At 56.1% G+C, this 21,333-nt stretch carries 28 protein-coding genes; 8 read left to right on the plus strand and 20 right to left on the minus strand.

Features of this window, described 5'->3' with window-relative positions:
* Positions 1-6: 6 nt before the first annotated feature.
* Entirely contained in the window at positions 7-483 is a 477-nt protein-coding gene (locus tag WKI84_RS07635; RefSeq protein ID WP_337862944.1) for a hypothetical protein, read from the minus strand.
* Positions 484-795: 312 nt separating this feature from the next.
* Here WKI84_RS07635 and WKI84_RS07640 point away from each other — a divergent pair, with 312 nt between their 5' ends.
* Both WKI84_RS07640 and WKI84_RS07645 read left to right on the plus strand, forming a co-directional pair.
* Positions 796-1,083, plus strand: coding sequence for a hypothetical protein (locus tag WKI84_RS07640; RefSeq protein ID WP_337862945.1), 288 nt, complete (start codon positions 796-798; stop codon positions 1,081-1,083).
* Positions 1,084-1,148: 65 nt separating this feature from the next.
* Positions 1,149-1,478, plus strand: coding sequence for a hypothetical protein (locus WKI84_RS07645; RefSeq protein ID WP_337862946.1), 330 nt, complete (start codon positions 1,149-1,151; stop codon positions 1,476-1,478).
* Here WKI84_RS07645 and WKI84_RS07650 read toward each other — a convergent pair.
* The 6 genes from WKI84_RS07650 to WKI84_RS07675 all read right to left on the minus strand — a co-directional run bounded on the left by WKI84_RS07650 (position 1,468) and on the right by WKI84_RS07675 (position 4,213).
* Positions 1,468-1,950 (minus strand): AsnC family transcriptional regulator, encoded by a 483-nt coding sequence (locus WKI84_RS07650; protein WP_337862947.1) that lies wholly within the window; start codon positions 1,948-1,950, stop codon positions 1,468-1,470. The two genes, WKI84_RS07645 and WKI84_RS07650, sit on opposite strands and share 11 nt — an antisense overlap.
* A gap of 54 nt (positions 1,951-2,004) precedes the next feature.
* Positions 2,005-2,502, minus strand: coding sequence for a hypothetical protein (locus WKI84_RS07655; protein ID WP_337862948.1), 498 nt, complete (start codon positions 2,500-2,502; stop codon positions 2,005-2,007).
* 212 nt (positions 2,503-2,714) lie between these two features.
* Positions 2,715-3,074 (minus strand): hypothetical protein, encoded by a 360-nt coding sequence (locus WKI84_RS07660; RefSeq protein WP_337862949.1) that lies wholly within the window; start codon positions 3,072-3,074, stop codon positions 2,715-2,717.
* Positions 3,075-3,083: 9 nt separating this feature from the next.
* Positions 3,084-3,338, minus strand: a complete 255-nt coding sequence (locus WKI84_RS07665; protein WP_337862950.1) for a hypothetical protein — start codon at positions 3,336-3,338, stop codon at positions 3,084-3,086.
* Positions 3,339-3,542: 204 nt separating this feature from the next.
* A complete protein-coding gene (locus WKI84_RS07670; RefSeq protein WP_337862951.1) occupies positions 3,543-3,932 on the minus strand; it encodes a type II toxin-antitoxin system VapC family toxin in 390 nt (129 codons plus the stop codon).
* Between the two features lie 47 nt (positions 3,933-3,979).
* On the minus strand, positions 3,980-4,213 hold the full coding sequence (locus tag WKI84_RS07675) for an antitoxin VapB family protein (protein WP_337862952.1): 234 nt from the start codon (positions 4,211-4,213) through the stop codon (positions 3,980-3,982).
* A gap of 269 nt (positions 4,214-4,482) precedes the next feature.
* Here WKI84_RS07675 and WKI84_RS07680 point away from each other — a divergent pair, with 269 nt between their 5' ends.
* Positions 4,483-5,544, plus strand: coding sequence for a V-type ATPase subunit (locus WKI84_RS07680; RefSeq protein WP_337862953.1), 1,062 nt, complete (start codon positions 4,483-4,485; stop codon positions 5,542-5,544).
* Positions 5,545-5,556: 12 nt separating this feature from the next.
* Here WKI84_RS07680 and WKI84_RS07685 read toward each other — a convergent pair whose 3' ends face one another.
* The 11 genes from WKI84_RS07685 to rqcH all read right to left on the minus strand — a co-directional run bounded on the left by WKI84_RS07685 (position 5,557) and on the right by rqcH (position 16,413).
* Positions 5,557-5,706, minus strand: a complete 150-nt coding sequence (locus WKI84_RS07685) for a hypothetical protein (RefSeq protein ID WP_337862954.1) — start codon at positions 5,704-5,706, stop codon at positions 5,557-5,559.
* Positions 5,707-5,724: 18 nt separating this feature from the next.
* Positions 5,725-7,851, minus strand: a complete 2,127-nt coding sequence (locus WKI84_RS07690) for a V-type ATPase 116kDa subunit family protein (protein ID WP_337862955.1) — start codon at positions 7,849-7,851, stop codon at positions 5,725-5,727.
* A gap of 149 nt (positions 7,852-8,000) precedes the next feature.
* Entirely contained in the window at positions 8,001-8,351 is a 351-nt protein-coding gene (locus WKI84_RS07695; RefSeq protein WP_337862956.1) for an ATP synthase subunit C, read from the minus strand.
* A gap of 153 nt (positions 8,352-8,504) precedes the next feature.
* Positions 8,505-8,633 carry a hypothetical protein gene (locus tag WKI84_RS07700; protein WP_337862957.1) on the minus strand — a complete coding sequence of 43 codons (129 nt, stop codon included), beginning with the start codon at positions 8,631-8,633 and terminating at the stop codon, positions 8,505-8,507.
* A gap of 2 nt (positions 8,634-8,635) precedes the next feature.
* Positions 8,636-9,295 carry a V-type ATP synthase subunit D gene (locus WKI84_RS07705; protein WP_337862958.1) on the minus strand — a complete coding sequence of 220 codons (660 nt, stop codon included), beginning with the start codon at positions 9,293-9,295 and terminating at the stop codon, positions 8,636-8,638.
* 4 nt (positions 9,296-9,299) lie between these two features.
* Positions 9,300-10,697 carry a V-type ATP synthase subunit B gene (locus WKI84_RS07710; protein ID WP_337862959.1) on the minus strand — a complete coding sequence of 466 codons (1,398 nt, stop codon included), beginning with the start codon at positions 10,695-10,697 and terminating at the stop codon, positions 9,300-9,302.
* Positions 10,690-12,510, minus strand: a complete 1,821-nt coding sequence (locus WKI84_RS07715; protein WP_337862960.1) for a V-type ATP synthase subunit A — start codon at positions 12,508-12,510, stop codon at positions 10,690-10,692. The genes WKI84_RS07710 and WKI84_RS07715 overlap by 8 nt, the downstream gene beginning before the upstream one ends.
* A 2-nt stretch (positions 12,511-12,512) precedes the next feature.
* Positions 12,513-13,076 (minus strand): V-type ATP synthase subunit E family protein, encoded by a 564-nt coding sequence (locus WKI84_RS07720; protein ID WP_337862961.1) that lies wholly within the window; start codon positions 13,074-13,076, stop codon positions 12,513-12,515.
* 95 nt (positions 13,077-13,171) lie between these two features.
* Complete coding sequence (locus tag WKI84_RS07725) at positions 13,172-13,765, minus strand: DUF5615 family PIN-like protein (protein ID WP_337862962.1); 594 nt, start codon at positions 13,763-13,765, stop codon at positions 13,172-13,174.
* Complete coding sequence (locus WKI84_RS07730; protein WP_337862963.1) at positions 13,692-14,297, minus strand: CBS domain-containing protein; 606 nt, start codon at positions 14,295-14,297, stop codon at positions 13,692-13,694. The genes WKI84_RS07725 and WKI84_RS07730 overlap by 74 nt, the downstream gene beginning before the upstream one ends.
* Positions 14,298-14,334: 37 nt before the next feature.
* A complete protein-coding gene (gene rqcH / locus WKI84_RS07735) occupies positions 14,335-16,413 on the minus strand; it encodes a ribosome rescue protein RqcH (RefSeq protein ID WP_337862964.1) in 2,079 nt (692 codons plus the stop codon).
* Between the two features lie 269 nt (positions 16,414-16,682).
* Between rqcH and WKI84_RS07740 the strand changes: the two genes are divergently transcribed.
* The 4 genes from WKI84_RS07740 (at position 16,683) to WKI84_RS07755 (ending at position 18,242) form a co-directional block, all read left to right on the plus strand.
* Positions 16,683-17,024: a hypothetical protein gene (locus tag WKI84_RS07740; RefSeq protein WP_337862965.1), complete on the plus strand. Its 342-nt coding sequence runs from the start codon at positions 16,683-16,685 to the stop codon at positions 17,022-17,024.
* Between the two features lie 51 nt (positions 17,025-17,075).
* The gene (locus WKI84_RS07745) at positions 17,076-17,480 is read left to right on the plus strand and encodes a hypothetical protein (RefSeq protein WP_337862966.1); all 405 of its coding nucleotides are present in this window, start codon (positions 17,076-17,078) and stop codon (positions 17,478-17,480) included.
* Positions 17,481-17,557: 77 nt separating this feature from the next.
* The gene (locus WKI84_RS07750) at positions 17,558-17,836 is read left to right on the plus strand and encodes a hypothetical protein (RefSeq protein ID WP_337862967.1); all 279 of its coding nucleotides are present in this window, start codon (positions 17,558-17,560) and stop codon (positions 17,834-17,836) included.
* A gap of 70 nt (positions 17,837-17,906) precedes the next feature.
* On the plus strand, positions 17,907-18,242 hold the full coding sequence (locus WKI84_RS07755) for a hypothetical protein (protein WP_337862968.1): 336 nt from the start codon (positions 17,907-17,909) through the stop codon (positions 18,240-18,242).
* On the opposite strand, the gene pyrI is transcribed toward WKI84_RS07755, so the two are convergent.
* Positions 18,219-18,680: an aspartate carbamoyltransferase regulatory subunit gene (gene pyrI, locus WKI84_RS07760; protein WP_337862969.1), complete on the minus strand. Its 462-nt coding sequence runs from the start codon at positions 18,678-18,680 to the stop codon at positions 18,219-18,221. The two genes, WKI84_RS07755 and pyrI, sit on opposite strands and share 24 nt — an antisense overlap.
* 870 nt (positions 18,681-19,550) lie before the next feature.
* On the opposite strand from pyrI, the gene WKI84_RS07765 reads away from it, so the two are divergent.
* Complete coding sequence (locus WKI84_RS07765) at positions 19,551-19,799, plus strand: hypothetical protein (protein WP_337862970.1); 249 nt, start codon at positions 19,551-19,553, stop codon at positions 19,797-19,799.
* A 316-nt stretch (positions 19,800-20,115) separates the two neighbouring features.
* Here the strand turns inward: WKI84_RS07765 and WKI84_RS07770 are convergent, their stop codons facing one another.
* A complete protein-coding gene (locus WKI84_RS07770; RefSeq protein WP_337862971.1) occupies positions 20,116-21,333 on the minus strand; it encodes a thioredoxin family protein in 1,218 nt (405 codons plus the stop codon).

Consider the following 21,333-nt stretch of genomic DNA (forward strand, 5'->3'; position numbering starts at 1 on the left):
CGGCGATTACGCCCAGCCCATCTTGTGCTTATAATAGTTTGCCAGCTTGGCGTGCCTCATGCGCTCTGCCGTCGTGCCGGCCTTGTCCATCTTGCGCAGGTGCGTCCTGAACTGGTAGAGGTCGCACATGCACACGCCCGTGACCGGCCTGTACTTTACCCTTGAGACTTGGTGCTTTTTGTGGTTGGCGTAGAGGATGCCCATCTTTGGCAATAGCTTGCTTGCCACTATGCCGCCTATCGTGACATAGAGCGCCGGCCCGGCCGCAAACGCATGATAGGGGTTGCTGACCCCGATGGAGCTGTAATAGAGCAGCGGGCCCAGCACCGAGGCAAGGACGCCGCCAAACGTGGCTATCGCCGAAACGCGCGACAGGCGGTCGTACGCCGCCGTCTCGTCCTCGAACTGGTCTATCAGCTTCTCGTATTTCTCGTCCAGGCGGGCCTTTTCCTCCTCCACCGTGAGCGATGGCGAGATTTCCATATGCCCCTTGTTACCGCGCAAGTTGCTAATTAAGTTTATTTGTTTAACCCGGTGAATTTGCATCAGCTTTTCTGTCTTTTTCAGCACAAGTATATTTTTTTCAATGTGCAACTACTTTATATGATAATACTGCAAAATAGCTGTCAAGATGCAGGCGCAAAACACGCCGCAATTTGCAAACTTTTCCTCGCTTTGCTGCAAAATACGCAGGCGCCTCAAGCTACCGTGATATGGATTTTTCATTTCATGCTAGTATGCACGGGCAGATTTTCCGTGTCAATACTAATATTCCGTGCAATTTTTTTTAAAACCGTGGAGACGGCTACCGAGGGCGGCAAAGGTAATATCAACAAAAAGGTATTGAGGCTGCAGAGGCAAAAGATGGAGAACCTCACGCCAGAGATGCTCGCCAAGTCTATGTGGGTCAGCACCGCCCTTGCGCTGGTATTTGCCCTCCCCCCGCTTGCGCTTTTCATCGGCCTGTACGACATTGCGGGCGTAAACATCGGCATCGCAGCAGGCGTCGGCTTTGGCCTGCACTTTGCGACCCTGGCCTTTTCGAAAAAGATATCGGCAGCCCTTTCTAGGCTGTTCGATTAATTAATTATCAATCGGCCTAGAATTTTTGACATCACCTCTCATTTACTATGCAAGCATGGTGGGGGATGCAGGCAGATTTGACGACTACAACGACAAGAGTTCTAGAGATCCACAGGTACGTGGGCGACGAGTTCCAGTACGTAGTAGCGCGCACCAACAAGCACCCAGAAAGCTACGTCAGGGCCGACGTGGACAAGATGAACAGCCTCCTGTCACCAGAGATGAAGGCGCAGGGGATAAGGTACGTCTTTGCGTTTGGCACGGTTGAGGGCATGGGGAAAAAGACGGGCGAGGCGAAAAAGAAAAAGCAGCAGCAACAGCAGCAGGAGCAGGCAGCATCATCAGCGGCTGCTGTTAGCACGACGGCGGCAGGGCCTGCTGCCGCTAACGGCTGACCGATGATGACGATTTGTTTTTCTTTTTCTCTTCTCTATGCTGCTCTATCAGCGACTCTATCCTGCCTGCATATTTCTCGCGATAGTTGTTCCTGCAGGCTATGCAGCAAAAGAACCGCTCCAGATTTGCAAACCTCAGCACCTTGGGCTTGCCGTGGACGGGCCCGCCGCAGAACTCGCACACCATCTTTACCTTCAGGCCGTCCACGACTTTTAGGTGGACGTGGTGGCCCCGGTGCCTGCCCTTGTCAGGGAGCTGTATCTGCTCCCGCCGCGACGCGTCTATCTTGGACACGTCGATCTCGGGCCTGACCGACTTTATCAGCCCGATGTTCACCAGGCGCTCATAGCGCGCCTTGACGGTGGGCGTGCTCACCTTTATCTCGCGCGAGACGGCGCGGAAGGACTTGCGCCCGTCCTCCATCAGCGACTTTATTATTGCAATGTCGGTGTCGTCAAGCTGCACTGGCACGGCATATTGTTTGCGCCAGGCAGGGATATAACCCCTCTTTTTGCCGGGCCATAATCAGTCGTATTTCACGTACGAGCCCAGGTGCGTCTGCAGCATGTCAGAGAATAAATCACCCGCCCCGTCGTCGTCTTTTTTGTTATTATCATCGTTGTCGCCCCTCAGAATCCGGTTTGCCGCGTCAAAGACCGCCCGGGCGTCGTCTTCGCTTATCATTCCTGTAAAGGCCATCACGCCTATCCACTTCTCGTTCTCCTGCACCAAGGCGGCAAACCTGTCCTTCTCGCCCTTTTCCATTGCGCCCACTATCTCGTCCCATTTCTGCGCAAGCATCCCGGCTGCGCGCTCGAGCTCCTGCTGCCCGCCGCCCGGCGCCGTGACGCTGTACTGCCTTGCGCCGGCAGGGCCGCTTGCTTTTAGCAGGCCGGACTGCACCAGCCTGCCCACGACGGGCTCGAGCTCGCCAGAGTTGACGTTGGCCTGCGCAAACAGCAGGTCGCTGTCCACGCCCGACCTGACGAGCACCAGCACCACCACGTCTTCTGGGTTCAACAAAGGGGCAGTGGCGTCTGGAAGTAGAAAAGCGTTCCTAGAGACGATTCAAATGTTTCATAATGGCCACCCATATCAAACCTGCGAAACATTCAGAAAAGAAAAGCAAATCAAAACCACCGTTTAGAAGTCTGGCTTAAACAGAATCAGGCAATGGAAAGTTGTCTCTTCAGTACTATAGTTAATCCTTGAAGTCGAAAGTTTCTTTGATCACTTTACATAGGCTTCTCGTCTTTTAATCCTGCAATCGCCCAATTGAAACATAAGATGATACCTACAAAATCAGACCTTCCTGCTTCAATCCTATCATAGTCCGATTCAAACCTGGCCGCAAGTCGGGCGCTGGCCCCTGACTGGTTTCTTGCGCACGTCAGGTAATAAAAGACAAAGGCAGCTTGCTCTTTGCTTGCATGTCCGTACTTCCTGCCCAAGTATTGTACAAGGCTGTCTATCTTTTCAAAAGGCAGTTTTACGTGCGCGTACCTGCCATAGTTTATCTTTTTACCGCTCAAAAGGCCGGACATCCCCCTTGGAAACGACACACCGTTTGACATGGCAGAGTTGCGCACAACCATGCGATATCTTCACAGGCCGGCTTCTGACATGGTCTTTTTCTTTTTGTTCTTGGCACGGGCGTATTTTACGTCACTTCTTTGTACGGCCGAAGCAAACTCTTGCAGTGCACGCTTGCATGATTGCATGCGGCCGTGGTTGTATGTCCCTGCGATTATGGCAGAAGGCGACAGCTCTAGCGTGTCACAAATAATCTTGAGGCTGGACAGCATTTTCTCCCACTCTCTGATGGGCCGGCCGTCCTTGCAGTCTGGCTGTCGCTCCACCGGGCAAACGCATACAATATGCCTGTCTGCTCTACAATCTCTAGCACAGGGAGTCCTGCAGCTGCCATCTTGGCAATCTCGTTTGTGATTTCTTCTTCTGTTGCTCGCCGTCCGCATATCCTGTTTCTGCTCTTTAGCAGGACGCGGCGGGGCATGCGCAGGCCCTTGACAGGCGCCGTTGCTGATTCCAAGGTCTCTCATTTTTTACCAGCATTCGACCTTCAGTCCGGGTATGCGCTCAAAGTGCTTCTTGTTTCTAGTAATCAGGACCTGCTTGTTTGCAAGGGCAATGCTTGCGATAAAGAGGTCGAGTTCTCCAACAGGATTTGATTTTAATTTCTCTGCAAGCGCGCCCCAGGTCTTGGCAGAATCATAATCCAAGCTTAGGATGTGGAATTTATCCAGTATTGCAGTAACGTCTGCAACAGCGCGCTCGCTGTCTCGCGCATTGTTCGCCCCGTGGAAAAGCTCTGCCACATTTATGGCTGTGGTATAGACGGTTTCGTTTCTGCTTTCCAGCTCGTCGAGTTTTGCTATGGCGTCTGCCTTGCCCCTGTCTAGGTCGGCAATAAAGTCGGTGTCGAGACAAACCATCTTTCTCTTTTTACCTCTCTCGATCTCTTTTTTTGTTTCTCTCTTTCTCAGAGCTCTACCTTTCTTGTCCTAAAGTTCCGCCTGAGATCGTGGCTGGCCTTTTCAATGGCGTCTGCAAGGTCTGGATTGGCACCGCGTTCTTTGAGTACTGCCTTAATTGCAGCTGGGCTGCCCTTTTGGAACTTGCGCAGTATAACGTCGGAGAAGGATTCACCTTCCTTCTTTTCGGCCTTCAGTGCCTTGTACGCCTCGTCTGTTATGGTGATCGTAGTAGTTGCCATGCCTCTAAATGGTACAATGCATGTAGATGCATTTAAATTTTGAAACCGCGGACGCTGTTAAGTTGGCGGCTGATTTCACATTTTCTCCTTCGTAAAATCGCTAGCGACCAGCCGCGAATTTAACAGCGTTCATAATGAGCGTAAATGTCTCTAAAGAAAGATCCTAGAACCGTTTTCTACAATAGCCATCATGCCCGGCAAGCTTTGCCGGTGTTCAGCCCCGACCTAATGATTTTTATAAAGCGCAAAGGGAACGAGACCTAACTCACATGAGCAACAAGGTCAGCATTCCAAACAAGATCTTTGGGACCGTCCTCGCTCACAGCATGAGGGGCAAGATGCTCTCAAGGAGCGAGCTCCAGACGCTTGCCGAGTCGAGGGACATCGAGGAGCTGGTCACGAGGATGAAGAACACCATCTACCTGGACGCGCTGGCCAAGCTGACCAAGCCTTTTACCGCGGAAAAGGTGGAAGGCGCTCTGCGCGAGCACCTTGTGAACACGCACGCCAAGATGGTCACGCTCGCATCGGGTGCAGGGGTGCTCAACGCCTATTTCGTAAAATACATTACGTGGAACCTGAAGATTGTGCTCAAGGGCAAGGCGCTTGGCAGGACCTACGACGAGCTGCTGCCGAAAGTAAATTTGCGCGCAGAGGAGCTTGTCGGCAGGCGCGACCTCGTTGTCAAGGCCCTTGTTGCAAAAGACTTTGACGAGGCGGTGGCCTCGCTGCAGGGGAGCGAGTTTGGCGAGGACGCAAGGAAAGCGGCAGCCGCGTTCAAGGAAAAAGGCGACGTGAGGGTCTTTGACACTTACCTCGACCACGCCTTCTACAAATCATTGGACAAGTCCATGTTTTCCGAGTCCAAGCTGCAGGACGTGCAAAAGCTGGTCACGGTAGACATCGACACCTACAACGTGCTTGCCGTCCTGCGCGCAAAATACTGGGGCCTGTCTGCGGCAGAGACCAACGACCTTATCGTGACTACAACGACCAAGATAACAAAGGACACGCTGCAAAAGATGATCAACGTCGAAAAGATCCAGGAGGCGATAGGCGAGCTTGCCAACACCGCCTACCGCGACCTGATACCCAAGAACGCGGCAAATGACATCGACGCCATCATGCAGCTGGAGGCAGGGTTTGAGCGCCAGTCGCTTCGCAGGATAATGGCCTCCTACCGCACGGTGTTCACGCTTGGCAACATGCTGGCCTCGCTCAAGCTGATGTCGTTTGAAATACGCAACCTGTCTGCGATTGCGGCAGGAGTCGAGCAAAAGATACCGGTCGACAAGATAATGGCGTCGCTTGTCAAGCCGGACCAGCAATAGAGATTCATCAGATCAGGCAAGCGACCGGGCTATTTTCAAGAGCTCGCTGTGCGGCAGGCTAAAAAATATTGAAAAGAGGGTGACGGGCGCAACCCCGGCGGCAAGCCCGGCCGCCACGGTGGGGGGGGGAGGTATGGACATGCCGCTGCTACTACGGGTCATGCCGCCGGCAGTCCGGGTCTACTTTTTGCCCTTGTCGCCGCCTTGTTGCTGCTCTTTCCACACCAGGTTGGTGTAGAGCATCGGCGGCACCAGCTTTTTGAAGTGGATGCCGTCCGACTTGTACCACTTGGGGAACCACTCGTACAGGTGGAGCCTGATGGTCTGGATGTACACTATCAGGCCCTCGATCATCATGATGCCGATGTTGCCGCCTATCAGGATAGCAAGCCCGCCGCCGTGCTCAAACGAGTTGTTGACAGTCACGAGCAGCGCCGAGTGCACCAGGAGCATGATGCCAAGCCGCGAGTACGAGATGGTGTTTGCCAGCATCTCTATCGTCCTGACCATCACGGTCTCGACTATGATGCCCACCATGCCGCCGTGCGGCGACTCTTTGCCGTGCGCCTTCAGGTGCTTCTCCTCCTTCATGCCGCCGATTATGGACACGGCGATGCAGGCGATGATTATTGGCGGGCCGGCCTTGGCCACCAGGTTCACCGTGACCCAGTCGCCAAACGCATAGGTCAGCCAGGGGACCGGGCCGTACGTCTTGTCAGACAGGAACATGCCGATGATGTCGTACTTGGCCCCGATTGCTGCCAGTATGAGCGCCACGACTGCGAGGTACTGTATGATGGCAGGTATGTCGTGCGTGAACACCATCAGCTTGTTGCCCAGGCGCCAGTCCGCCCTGAGGCGGAGGAAGAACGCCAGCAGCAGGTGCACTATGCCGACTGCGACTGAGATGGCCAGTATCTTGACGACCTGTTCAAACGTCAGCTCTGCCACCGACAGCAGGCCCACGAACGGCAGTGCACTGGCGAGGTCTTTGAGCACGACGAGCTCGGCGAAATGGAACCCGAACATCTCTCCCGTGCCGAGGCCTGCAATGGCGGCGCCTACACCGCTTGCCATAATCAAGGTTCCCCACATTTTCAGTCGACCGTTGCCCCGGATCCGGAACAAAGCGCCCAGGCCCACGAGCAGTATGCCGTGGCCAAAGTCTCCAAACATCAGGCCGTAGAACACTGGCCAGACGAACGAGATGATGCGGGTCGGGTCGGTCTCCCCGTAGCGCGGGAGGCCCTGCGTCTCGGTCACGACTTCAAAGTTCTTGGAATATCCCTTGTTAGTGAGAAGCGTGGGCATTGTGGGCTTGCCGGCGTCCTGCAGGTCGATTGTGACGCCCGTGTCCTCGACGACTGAAACATAGTCGCCTGCCAGTTTCTTGAACTTGCCCTCCATCTCTGCCGGGATGTAGCCCTCTATCACGGCAAAGTTGCGCGTGCCGCCTGGCTTTCGGGTCGTTTCGAGCACGTCCTTGGCCAGCCCCGCGGCCTCCCGCAGGGACAGCACTTTTGTTATGAGGGACTGCTTTAGCTTCAGGACTTCCTTGTCCACCTGCTCCAGCTTGGCCTCAAGCTCCTTCACCCTGGCAGTCGCCTGCGAAAATGCGACGCTCGGGTTCTGGGGCATGTTTGGCGGTATCTGAAGCGGGTTGACGCCAAAGCTGCGCATCACCTTGCCTATGCGCTCTGCGTCTTCCGCAGCGCCTATGACTGTCAGCGCCACCTTCTTCTCGCCCAGGCTGGTGGAGTAAACGGCGGTATTGTCGCCGAGGCTCTTTCGTATCTCGGCCTCGTCTGACGCGTCGATAACGTAAATGCCGGCGTAGAACTTGGACAGCCTGCCAAGCGTGGTGAGGTCCATGCTGAGGCTGCCGGCGTTTTCTGTGATCGCTGCGAGGTTCGAGTACTCCTCAAGCTGCTTTTGCAGCCTGGCGCGCTCCTCTATCACCCTGCGCGGCTCGGCCAGCTCCTTTGCGGCCCTGTCTTCCAGGTCGGCGATAAAGCCCTGTATGTCGTCGATGCGGTAGTCGGTCTTGCCCTTGGGCGCCCCCTTGAACATAGTGACGAGCACGCCGGTCTCTGCAGGGATGCCCAGCGCCTTGACAACCTCGTCGATGTCCTGGTACAGCTTTTGCGCCTTGAGCAGCAGGTCGTCGTAATACGGGTTGACGTGTTCAGAAGTCGAAGCGTTCTGTATGGGGTGGAACCATTCAAGCTCTGCAAGCTTGCTGACGGCCGCCTGCGTTTCCATCCTTGGCAGGATCAAGGTTGCCTTCTTTAGTTTGGCTAGCCCCATGTTGTTGAGTAGTTGAAACGGCAATCTCTTTAAAATCCTTTCCTTCGTGCGAGGGAGGGAAGGCGAATACAGAAGAAGGAGGAAGGAGAAATGAAAAAGAGGAAAAGGGGGAACGTGCGTGTATGGATATGATGTCCTTTTTCCTTAGCTTAGCTCTGGCCGAGGATGATGAACATCATGACTATACCGTAGATGGCGATCGACTCGACCATACCCACGATAATGAACACGCTGGACTGCATCTTGGGGTTCTCGCTGATGGCCGCAAGACCTGCTGCGCCCACAAAGCCGAGACCGAAACCTGCGCCAAGAGCTGCCAGACCGAACGCGATACCCGCAGCCAAGAACTTGAACGCGCTTGAACTGGGTGCTGCAGTTTCCGTTGCGCCTCCTTCCTGTGCATAGGCAGCCGGCGTCGCAAAGGCGATGCCCGCGAACACGGCTGCTGCGAGAAGTGTCAAAATTGAAAGTGCTCCTCTCTGCCTAAGTTGCATCTTCATTATGGCAACGAAATGAACAGCCCTATTTAATTATAACTAAAGCAGGCTATTGACTGGAAATATTGGAAAAAGAGTTAGAAAAAATGCGGCGGCTGCTGCTGTGTGGCTGTCGGTGGCGTGACGGCGGTGGCGGCGACGGTGGCGGGGCGACAGTCAGGCCTTTGCAAGGGCCCTGCGCTTGCTCTGGGCCATCTCTTCCTTCACCTGCTGGACCATCGAGTCGCGCTCGGCCTTGATCTCGGCCTTGGCCTTTTCAAAGTGGCTGGATATATCGTTGCTCATTGTTATTTCGACATTGCCTCCGCTTCTGCCAGCTTTTTCTTGTCAAGGACTACTTTAACCTTCTTGATCCTGACAAACTCCTCGCGCTCGCGCTCTTCAAGCGTCGACTTGATGAAAGCTATGGCTTCCTGGTACTGCGGGATGATTATGAACTCCAGCGCGTTGATCAGCTTCTGGGTGCGCTCAAGCTCTTTTGCGAGGCTGAATATCGCGTTCTCGTACTCGGCCGCCTTGCACACTGCGGGGAGCATGTTCTTGATGAGCTTGGACGCCTTGTCCACCGACGCGTTTGTCTCGATAAAGCCGTAGGAAAGGTGCTGGCCGCCCTCCCTCGTCTTGACGGTGAGGGTCGGTATCTTGACGTCCACTATTCTGCGCACGTTGACGTCCGTCTCCATCACGCTCGGCGTCGAATCTGAAATGGACTCGAGCGTGGTGGTGCCAAGCGTCATGTAGGCGGTGTAGACGGCAGAGTAGATCTCGCCAAGCGGCGACCAAATGTCCTCGCGGGCCTTGTTGGCCTCCTCTATCATCTCGTCTATCTTTTTCAGGAGCACCTCGCGCTTGTCGTCGAGGATCTTGTGGACCATCTTGGCCACCTGCATCGAGCGCCGGATCTTGATAAGCTCGATCTTGGTGGCAGTTACCCGGCGGGAAGACATGTCGCTACTTGCTACCCTGCTTGTTGTAGTACGCCTTGATGTGCTTTTCCTTTATCTTGGTCAGCTCGCTTTCAGGCAGCGTCGAGAGCACCTCCCACGCGCGGGCAAGCGTCTCGTCGAGGTTCCTGTTCTCGTCGGGGGCCTGCTTTAAGAAATAGTTCTCAAACAGGTCGCCTGCGTCCAGGTACTTCAGGTCCGTGCCGGTGAGGCCGGCCCTGCCCACGATCTCTGCGAGTGCGCGCACTTCCTGCGCCCTAGAGTAGAGGTCGTACATCTGGTTCCCCACCTCCGGGTGGTCAGAGCGCGTCTTGCCCTCGCCGACTCCGTCCTTCATCAGCCTCGACAGCGACATCAGCACGTTGACAGGCGGGTAGATGCCCTTCCTGAACAGGTCGCGCCCGAGCACGATCTGCCCCTCTGTGATGTAGCCCGTAAGGTCGGGTATGGGGTGGGTGATGTCGTCGGCCGGCATCGAGAGGATGGGCACCTGCGTGACAGAGCCGTTCTTGCCCTTGATCCTGCCCGCCCGCTCGTAGTTGTTTGCCAGGTCCGTGTACAAATAGCCGGGATACCCCTTCCTGCCGGGCACCTCTTCCCTCGCCGCAGAGATTTCGCGGAGCGCCTCTGCGTAATTGGTCATGTCTGTCAGAATAGCAAGCACGTGCATCCCGAGGTCGAAGGCGAGGTATTCCGCTACTGTGAGGGCCACACGCGGAGTGATGATGCGCTCGATTGCAGGGTCGTCTGCAAGGTTCAGGAACAGCACGGAGCGCCTGAGCGCGCCCGACTCTTCAAGCGACCGCTTGAAGTACTGCGCCTCTGAATACTGCACGCCTATTGCAGCAAAGACGACGGCAAAGTCCTCCTTTGTCCCCACTACTGACGCCTGGCGCGCGATCTGCGCCGCCAGTATGTTGTGTGGCATGCCAGAGCCGGAAAATATCGGGAGTTTCTGGCCCCTCACCAGGGTGAGCATGCCGTCGATGACTGACACGCCTGTCTGGATGAACGATGTCGGGTATTCCCTGCGCTCAGGGTTCATGGGCTCGCCGTTCACGTCGAGGAACTTGTCAGCGATAGGGTCTGGGAGGCCGTCGTTTGGCCTGCCGAGGCCGTCAAACACCCTGCCGAGCAGCTCCTGCGAGACTGGCATCTCCATCGTCTTGCCCAGGAACTTGGCCTTTGTCCCCGTTATGGTCAGGCCCGTGGTGCCTTCAAAGACCTGGACGATGGCCTTGCCAAAGCCCACCTCGAGCACCTTGCCGAGCCTGCGCTCGCCGTCAGCCGTCTCTATCTCGACCAGCTCGTCAAACGACGCCTTGGTTATGCCGTCGATGACCATCAGCGGGCCCTTGATCTCTGCCACCTTTGTGTATTCAATCCCGGAGGCTGTTTCAGGCAACTACCTTTACCTCCTCTGTTGTTGTAGCTTTGCTGCTGCCGCTACCGCCGCTAGTAAGTTTACGGAATTCATCGTCAAGCTGCCTGTCCAGGTCGTCAAGCCGCGCCAGCTGGTCCTCGGGTATGTCGAACTTGGCCTTCAAGAGCTGCGGTATGATGGACATGGCGCGAATGTCTGCAAGCTGGACTTCTGCCTTGAGCGCCTTTTGCGCCTCCTTGAAGAACTTGACCATCATCTTGACCAGCTTGACCTGCTTTACAGGGCTGCAGTAGGTGTCTATCTTGTCAAACGAGTTCTGCTGCAGGATGCCTATCTTGATCATCCTTGCCACTTCGAGCACGAGCTTTTCCTCGTCCGGAAGGGCCTCGGGGCCTAGCAGCCTCACGATCTCTTTCAGCGTGTCCTCCCTCTGCAGGATGTGGTAGGACTCGCCGCGGAGATCGTACCACTCGCTTGACACGTTCTCCTTCCACCACTTGGCAACGTCCTCCAGGTAGCCAGAGTACGACTGCATCCAGTTGATGGACGGGTAGTGCCTCGAATATGCAAGGCGTGCGTCCAGCGCCCAGAAGGTCTTGATGAACCTGATCGTATGTGTTGTGACCGGCTCGGTAAAGTCCGCGCCGGACGGCGACACTGCGCCCACAAGCGTCACAGAGCCGGTGCGGTCTGGAGAGCCCAGCGCGCGCACGCGGCCGGCCCTCTCGTAGAACTCGGCCAGCCTCGACGCCAGGTACGACGGGTAGCCCTCTTCTGCCGGCATCTCTTCGAGACGGCCGGACATTTCGCGCAGCGCCTCGGCCCACCTGGAGGTCGAGTCTGCCACGAGCACCACGTCAAAGCCCATGTCCCTGTAATATTCTGCCATGGTCACGCCAGTGTAAATGGAAGCCTCCCTCGCTGCGACCGGCATGTTGCTTGTGTTTGCCACCAGGACGGTCCTTTCCATCAGCGGCCTTCCCGACCTCGGGTCTATCAGGTGCGGGAACTCGACGAGCACCTCGGTCATCTCGTTTCCGCGCTCGCCGCAGCCGATATAGACGACCACCTTCGAGTCGGCCCACTTGGCAATCTGGTGCAGCGTGACGGTCTTGCCTGTGCCAAAGCCGCCCGGGATAGCGCCCGTCCCGCCCTTGGCAATCGGGAAGTAGGTGTCGATGACGCGCTGGCCCGTCACGAGCGGGACCGTCGGGTCGTAGCGCTCTGCGTAGGGGCGTGGCTTGCGCACCGGCCACCTGTGATACATTTTCAGCTGAACTTTGTTGCCGCCCTTTTCCGTCGTGGCGACCACGTGCTCGATGTCATAGTCGCCCTCCGGCGCAATGTCCACCAGCTTGGCGCCCGTCGCGTGGTTCGGCGGGACGAGGATGCTGTGCGTCAAAAGTTGCGTCTCCTCGACGGTGCCAAGCACGCTGCCGGGGCCGACCTCGTCGCCCTTTTTCATCGCCGGCTTGAAATGATACTTTTTCTTCATGTCCACCGGCGTCGTCTGGATGCCCCTGCCGATGAAGGCGCCCGACTTTTCGGCAATCTCGTCAAGCGGCCTCTGGATTCCGTCGTAAATCTTTCCGATTACGCCCGGGCCCAGCAGCACGGACAGCGGCTGGCCTGTCCCGACCACCGGCTCGCCCGGCTTTAGGCCGGACGTCGACTCGTATACCTGGATGAACGCGACGTCGCCTGTCAGCCTGATCACCTCTCCGATGAGCTTTGAGTCGCCCACCTCCACTGTTTCATACATCTTTGCCGCAGCCATGCCGTCGGCCTTGACCGCAGGGCCGCTAACCCACACAATGCGTCCTTTAGCTACCATGTCTATTGATCGCCTGCCTCTCCTCTCAGCATTTTTGCAATATTTTTCCTTATTAAAGGTTTGAGTCGCTCGATTCGAGAATCAAGCGTGTTGTCAAACGTCATGGCGCCGTCTGCCGACTTGACGCGTATGCCGCCGAGCGCGTTTATCGGCTGGTCGGACACCCGGGCCTTTATTTTCGTGTTCTTTTTGGCAAGGTCTGCCACTATTTTCTTTACCAATTCAGCGTCGTTCTTGTTGCACTCTACAATCACTTCGTCAGAGCCCACCGACGGGAGGCTCTCCTCCACCATCCTGGCCATGAGGGAGCGGTATGCCTCGTCCTTGCCGGCCCCTGCGAGCCTGGCGCGGGCCTTTTCAAAAGCCTCGTTGACGTCCGTCTCTATCATGACAAGCTCTTTGTTGCGGGCTGCAAGCCTGCTTGAGCCAACTATCTGGCGCTTCAGGTTCTCGGCCTGTTTCTTGGCAGACTCGATTATCCTTGCGCGCTCGGCCTCCAGCTTGCTCTTTGAGGATTCCAGGTTTTTGAGCGACTCCTGGTAAGCAGAATCAATTTGCGAAATCAAATCCGCCTCTTTTTGTGATAAAACCTTGTTTATGGTTCGCTCCAGAGCAGAATTCGAACTCATATGCTGCCAGTCAGTGCCCGCCCGTCGTGATTTTAACCTTTTGATGCCGCTGGACGGGCGGCCAGGCGCCTCTCAAGCGTCGCCGCCAGGGCGCGCAGCCTCTTCACGTGGCCCCCGTCCCAGTACACCTTGCCACAGTCGGCGCACTGGTAAAACTCCTCCTTGCTGCCTGCCACCGCCTCCGGGACGGACACCTGCGCCGGCGCCCTTTGTTCAAGAAGGCCGTTGCACGCGGCGCACCTCGACCCGAGGTCGACATCCACGTGCTTTACCCCCAGCCTTGCAAGGATGTGCTCCAGGTCGGCAAGCTCGCTTGCACCCTCGACGAGTATGCCGTCAGCCCCCCTGCTTACCAGGCGCTTGAAGAACTCTTTGTCGGCAGTCAGGATTATCCTGCCCTGCTCCGTCGCCATCTTTAGCACGTAATCGTCGTCCGTGTGAGCGACGTAGGCGGTGTCAAAGCCGAATATGCGCAGCTTGCGCGCGACGCTCCCGAGCATCGCGTCTGCAAGGAGCTTTTTCCTGCCGCTGCCGATGCTGTCGCCGCTGCTGCTAGTCAGACGGCGGCTCTTCCCTGACTTCGCCCCGGCAGACTTCGCAGATGAACTGCTCTTCCGACTCGACATATTGTAGCATGTCCGAATATTCGCCGCACTCGTCGCAGTAGCCAGACGACTTGCTGGCAGGGCGGCCAAGCTCGCCCCTCACTATTGCGGCCTTTTCAGAGACGACGTCCACCAGCGCCGGCATGACTGCGATGACGTCGGACGCCGATATCACCCCGACGAGGCGGTTCTTGTACACGACGCCGAGGCGCTTGATCTTGTGCTTGCGCAGCAGCCTTGCGGCCTCGGTGATGCTCTCCTCGCTCTCTATTGTGTGGAGCTCTTGCATCACGTCCTTTGCCTTCACCTTGCTTGCCTGCGCGTCGCGGGCCACGGCTCCTGTAACGATGTCATAGTCCGTGACAAGGCCAAGCGGCCTGTCCTTGTCCATTATCAGTATGCTGCCGACGCCTTCTTCCTTCATCTTTTTAGCAACGTCTGAGACGCTGTCGGAAGGGGACGCCGTTATCGCAGGGCTGTTCATAATGTCGCGCACTATAACGCGTGCAGTCATGCTTGCGTCGGCGTGCTCCCTTGCTGGCTTTTTTACCACACGCCTCATTCGGGCTGGCTTTTAATTACCTTTACTACTACCTACTATTGCCGCCGCCATCACCATCACCATCACCACTGCCACCAGCAGCATCATCATCGCCGCCGTTGCTGCTTCCACCACTATTATTATTGCTATTGTTGTTGCTGGCAGCGGCTTGCTGGCCCCTTGCCGCAAAGGCGATGCGCGACTGGCCCGTGGGGAGCGCGCGCACAAAGTCGTCGAGGCTCATGCCCTTTATCGACTCGGCCAGTATCTCTGCGTCGCCGCCGGCGGCGGCTGCCACCAGCGACGACTTGGCCTTTTTCGCCGCAGTCATCGGGTCCATCCCACCCTGCTGCAACACCGCGTAGACAAGCGACCTCTTTTTTATGGCCTCCTCCGGCCCGCAGACTAGCGACCAGCGGCCGTCAATGTCCGTCACCCCGATGGCGAGCCTCACCACGACGCCCTTGATGTAGTTGCGCCTGCCCTCTATAACGAAAGAGCCCTTGGGCAGGAACTGGCCGGTGGGCGCCCCCTTCTTTATCTGGTCCGGCATGACCCAGTAGGCGTCGGCGCTTGACAGCCCGTCCTTCCACGCCCTGCTGAATCCCACCGTGGCCTGCGCCACCTGCTGCAGGCTCGGCTCTATGGCGCCGGCCTGCGCCGGGGCGGCGGCGTTTTTCACGATGAAAAACGGCGAGCCGTGCACCTCGGCGTGGAAGACGATGTCGTCCTCGGTCAGGTGCTTGCGCACAAGCGCCGAGTTGGAAGACGCGTCGCGGCCCCCTATCGCAAGCAGGCCGTCCGTGGTGACGAACCACCTGTAGCGCTCGTACCATTCCCTTGCCGACTGCTTTTGCACGACTATTTTCTTGTGTATTGCAGCGGTCTGGCCCCGCAATTTTTCAATCTGCGCCAGCAGCCTGGCCCGGGCCTCCTCTATCGAGGCGTTGCCCCGCTCCATCTCTTTTGCGCGAGCAAAGAGCATCGAGCTCAGTTTGGCAGGGTTTTGCTGCATCTCGACCCGCTCGCCTGCCACCACGACGTATTTTGCGCCCTTGTCAGACACGATCTGGGCCGAGTTTGCCGCAAGGGCCTCTTGGAGGGCAGACTCGCTGCCGTACGGCGCCGCGGCCATGAGCGCGCCTGCCAGCTGTCGGATTGCAGCCGCTTTTTGCAGCACGGCCTCCTTGGCCTTGTTCTGCTCCTCCAGGTCGTGTTCCAGGACGGCTATCTGCCTGTCTATCTCGACTGTCCGGGAGCTCTTGCCTGCGTCCAGCATCTCGGCGCTCAACACTTCATCCAGCGCTTCCATGAACGTCGGCACGCGTTTTATCTCCAGTTTCCTTGCCTCGTCTGTCACGATGGGTAGTGCGTCTACAGGCCGGCCGTCTTCCCGCATTACCATCACCGGCTCGTGGTTCCTGCCGAGGCTGATGTCCTGCACGAGACCTGTCACGGCGTCAAAGATTTTCTTTACCTCGTCGTCTGAAAGCGAGCCTGCCTGGCGGGCAGGGGCGATGCCGGCCCTCTTGGCAACCTCCTCGACGAATTTTCTGGGCATCGACACGCTGCGCCCTATCCAGCGCAGCACGTCCAGGTTCCGGGCTTCGTTGCGTAATGCTAAAAGCTGGGGGAGCGTCAGGCCAAACACGTCCACGCCCCTTGCAGGCGGGAACGCGTAGCGTAATCCTACTTTGAGCGTCCTGTGCCTCACCTCTATGGGGTTGAGTATGGCAAGTATCTGCATGCTCTCGTCGCAGATGGCGATGTTGCCGTCGCCAAAGAACTCGCATACGGCCACCCGGGCCTGCCCGTCCAGCTTTCTGAACTTGACGATGGCTATGCGCTCGCTGCCCGCCTGCTCGACGGACTCGATCTTGGCCCGCTCCAGCTCTGCCTGCGCAAAGCGCTCCAGCCTGTTTTCTTCAACGGGCTTGAATTTCAGTTTCGTTATCCAGATGCCCCTGACTGAGAGCATGAGCATGATGTCCTCCTGCGTCGGGTGGTGGAGCTTTATCAAAAGGGAGCCGGCTGTCACGGCGTTGACGCCAGAGACGTAATAGCCGGAGGTCACCCTGGCCGATATCTCGTTCACGAGGTAGCGCAGCTCTACGCCGGACAGCTCCATACGCCTTTTGGGTATAGAACGACAATAAAAAGGGAATCCTCCTCTATGCTTGGAATCGCGTGGCTTGCTTGTTCTTTTTTGCACGGCCTAAAATGCAGCATTAGACTTGCGATGGAGTGAAAGCGTAGAGGCAGTAGCGTAATTATGGCGCCGGCCAAAGCGCAAGAATACTTTACTTGTGCATGCGTCTCTCTCTTTCCTCGTGCCTTGTGTGTGCATGTGTTTTTTGTTTTATCTTTAAATTGGATGGAAGGCATACGGAATAAAGGATGACCGCGTATCTCTTGAGCCGCAGGGTATTTTCTAATGACAAGGTGATTCTGATATTGTTTGCAGTATATGGTTTGGCTGCCGGGAGTGTGGCCTATGTTTGGAAGCTATCCTCAGCAGAGTCGTTTTCTCCTCTTTATTTTTATATGAACCTGCCTGTGATGCTGATACTGGCGTTTATCGAAGTATCATTTGGTGATCCTCTCGGCTTCCTGGCCTCTTTTCCAGTTGCGTTGATGCCCCTCTATGCCATCTTGTGGCTACTCATCGGTTTTGCGGCGTATGGCATCGTCAGGATGCTAAGAGATCGGGTTAGTCAGCAGCAGAATCTGCCTGAATAACGTTAAAGAGGCAGACGGCGATCCCAATAATAGGACACACCAGCATCTGCAATGGCTCCTCCAGTTAACAACGAGAATGGCAAAAGTTTGAAAAGGCTGCATCCGGTCATACGGAGGCTAATTTTTGGCGATGAGCGGATTCTGTTTTTCGCCGCGGTATACGGACTTGCAGCAGGCATTGTATTTGTTGTTGCTTCTTCAAGCTCGTCTGGCGGAGGCAGCAGTAGCAACAACATTGCAAACGCCGCCCTGATCTTTAATTATCCAACAATTGTCATACTGCTTCTTATGAACAGCAGCGCAATGTCTGGCATTGCATCGCCCATAGTCCAGTCGGCAATGCTGGTCCTGATAAGCACGGGCGCATGGACGCTCATTGCATTTTTCTTTTACGCGATTTTCAAAATGTTCAGGCTTGCCAGGAAGATGGAAGAGGGCCAGAAGAGCCAGGGCTAGGCGCGCCACCACAAGGCTGCATGGCTCTGCTGCCGGGCCGTGGCAAGGCTTAAATTAATTCACGCCGTGGTGTCCATGTGTCCGCCGGCGGCCGCAGCAGCAAAGACAATAACGACGACGACGATAGCAAGAACCCTGCAAACATCATCGGCCGCGTTTATGCGGTGAGCACGCTCCTGGCAGTCATCATAGCCGTGCCGGCAGTCGCAGTCGCCGTCCTGACGCACTTTGTTTTCAGGCAGGAGATCGTAGTCACGCTTGCCGCCTCGCTGATAACGCTGTTTATCGCGATGGGCTTTGGCATACGCCTTGCGAAAAGGTTTGCCAGGGCGCCCAGCTCATCTTCATCCTCGTAGGGCAAAAGAGCGATCCGGCACGGATCTGGAAAAATCGTCAAATAGCAGGACTGCAAAGTGACTTTTGCAAATGGCCATCAGCCTGAAACACGTCGCGATGCAGCTGTGCACCTGCACGTGGATAGAGATAATGACCGGCGCAGGCATCACGCTGTACCTGCTCTCGATGCAGAACTATACGCTTGCCGCAGTAACGGTGGCGGCGTTTGGCCCGCTCATAGGGTTCCACTTTGCCATCGACAGGATCAAGCCGGGCAGGGACGGCGGTGGCTGGAAGAAGGATGAGAAGGAGAAGAAGGAGAAAGAAAATAACGGAAGGACAATAGTAGTAAAGATCAGGTCGTTGGCGGGCTGCTGCTCCGGGCGGACCGGGATGCGGCTATCAGAACACCAGCTCGTCGACTGAAATGACGCGGGCGCAGTAGCGGCATTTCAGAGTCATTTTCTCTTTGTCTATCACGTCTATCACCGAGCGTATGTCCTCGCCGCCGTTTGTTATGCATTTCAGGTTGGGGCAGCGGAATATCCCCGTGATGGAATCAGGCAGCTGGATCTTGCGCTTTTCCACCAGCTTGTAATCCTTGATGATGTTTATCGTGGCCCGGGGCGCAATGAGCGCAAGCTTGTTCGTCTCGTTGGTCTCGAGGAACCTGTTCTCCACCTTGATGATGTCCTTTTTGCCGTGCTTGCTGGAAGGGACGTTGAGCGCGACCGTGATGACGTTGCCCTCCTTGCCGGTTATCGCAAGTGCCCGCAGCACAAGGAGCGCCTTGCCGGCCTCTATGTGGTCTATGACGGTGCCGTCCTTTATCCTGCGCACAAGCAGCTGGCTTGCCTCGGACATGGTCAAGCTGTGGCCGAGATGATATATCAGCATATCGATACAGAGCGCTGTCGAGATCAAGGGCGGCCCCTCCCATTTTTGCAGATTGTCGATGAGTGGGCGATTTTGTCGAAAGGAGGGCGATCTGCCTGCCAGATTTGCTGTCTTCTTCCGTACCCAAAGTAGGGCGGCATAATTCAGTAAGGGCTGTCGCTTCAAACAAGTGCTTCAAGGGAATTTCTGCTCAAGTCGCGAGGTGAAATATCATGTAAAAAGAACTAGGAAATCCAAAGAAACCATAATGGTGGGACCATGAATTGTAATTGCGAAAAAACAAAGTAGTACACCACAATAGATACAACTGCGGCTATAGTCGCTCCTACCATTGGCAGCCCTGTTTTTTTAGCCCTGCCCTTATTTAATATCAACGAAACAATTCCTATTCCTGCAAAGGCAGCACTGGTAACCGCGAAAATTACTATTTCTTTATCCATTAACCAGAAGGAATGCGCTCTACAAAAGGAACGAGGATCCCAGCAATTATTACGAAAATATTGTTCGCGGTCTGCTTGTTGAAATACGTACGTTGCCAGAGTCACATCTATAGCTAAAAGTGAAAAAGCTAAAGATGCTATGGCATTGGCTTTTAGCCTGTTCGTATCCTAAAGAGGGTTGTTTAAGAATAAAACAATTCTGTAGTCGATTTACTTGCTTGATCCAGCAGCTAGGATCCTTTACTACGGGATTGACCAGCTCGCGTGTTTGCCCTGTGGGAGGCGGCGGCAAACGCCGGCAGCCATGCCGCCAAAATAATAGGCAGCAGCGGTGATTGCGAACACTACGTAACATTGGGCAGCAAGATTGATTATTCCGTAATGCAGATACTGAATCGTGGGACTTTTCAACCGCTGGAAGCCAAAGGGCAAGATGTACAGCCAGAAATGCAGCCAGTGCGGCGCAGGCTTTCTGTCCAGCTACAACCTAGAGGCCCCGATCTGCCCTTCCTGCCTGCAAAAGGCCAAGTCTCTGGACTCGACCATCGACCACGACAAGACCTGCATAAAGTGCGGCACCACTGGCGTCATTTACGGCAAGGACTATTGCCACTCGTGCTACTTTGGGTTTAACAAGCAGAAATAGCGCAGCATAAGAAAGACGACGCCGGGATGGCGCCGCCATTTAGTTGAGCAAAAGGTCGCCGGCGCAATACAAAAGAGGATTAATTTTTCAAAGGGGAGAGTCGCGGCGTCGGCAACACAACTCGACGCCGCGGAGGGAGAACGGGATGCTCGGGAAGCTACCATTCTCTCCCCTTTGCGCCTCTATCAAGCTGGATTGCAAATAAGGAACGCGCTCCTCTTTGGCTCTATCTGCCTGATAATGGCAATGGTTGCCGTTTAATGGTAACAAAAGAGAGATAGAAGATTTTTCAGAAATAGAGGCGGGCGGGAAAAGCTTAACCGAAGGTAAAGGTGTAGACCTGGAACCCTTTACCCTCGCCTCCCAGGATGTCTATAACCAGCCGGTGGTCGCCATAGCTCTTGTGCGACACCAAATTGTACAGGCGCTGGCCGTCCACCCTTGCCACGCCCTCCTCGCCGCCGACATCGGCGCCCCTTGCCACTGAGCCGAGCGGCTTGCCGTCTACAGAGACGCGCAGCTCCCCGCTCCCGCCGGCCACGATGTTGACCGACCTGGCCGAGTATTCCAGCACTATCCTGCCTGTCCCGCTCTTTAGCTCCATGCTGTCTGCGTTGTTGAGCCATTTGCCCGACAGGTAGATGGTGTTTGGCGCCACCGACGCCTTGTCAGATATGCTGTATTCCACCACCTGGCCGGGCCTGAACCCCTCCGGGTTGCCGAGCGGCTGGCGGGCGTACTGGTAGCCAAAGTACAGCTCGGGCGTGTTTATCCGCCCAAAGTCGACGCTCTGGGCGTCCGGCTTTACCGTTGACGGGTCGATGCTGACGCTCTGCCCGAGGCGCGCGGCGCGCTCTTGCAGGAGCGACTTGATCACTTTCTCGGTGGCGGCGTACCCGCCCTCGCCGATGTGGTCGTACCGGATGTACCCCTCGTCGTCTATCAGGTACTTGCGCGGCCAGTAGCGGTTCTGGTAGCTGTCCCACGTCTGCCGGTCGTTGTCCTGCACCACCGGATATTTTATCCCAAACTTGTCTACTGCGGCCCTGACGTTGCCCGGGTCTTTCTCAAAGTCAAACTCGGGCGTGTGGACGCCGACTATGACCAGCCCGTCGCCGGCGTATTTCTCATGCCAGGCGTTCAGGTATGGGATGGTGCGTATGCAGTTTATGCACGAGTAGGTCCAGAAATCGACCAGCACCACCTTGCCCTTCAGGTCGGCCAGCCTGAACGGGCCTTTTTCAGAGTTGATGTAGTTGCTTATGCCGGCAAGCTCGGGCGCCCGGCGGAACTGCGACTTGTCTATCTCTTTTAGCGTTACTGTTGCAGCAGCGGTGGCATTATTGCTGCTGCCGTCACTGCCTCCGGCGACGACTGCCGGCACGAACCCTCCTGTTTCCCCTTCTCCCCCTACTATTCCGTCGCCGGCAGAGGCCCTGTTCAGCCCCGGGCTGTTGAAATAGACGCCAAAGCCGGCTATGAGGGCCACGACTGCAATCCCCACTGCAAGGGCGCTGAGGTTGTCCGTGTTCAT

Source organism: Nitrososphaera sp. (assembly GCF_037447015.1).
Classification (GTDB): Archaea; Thermoproteota; Nitrososphaeria; order Nitrososphaerales; family Nitrososphaeraceae; genus Nitrososphaera.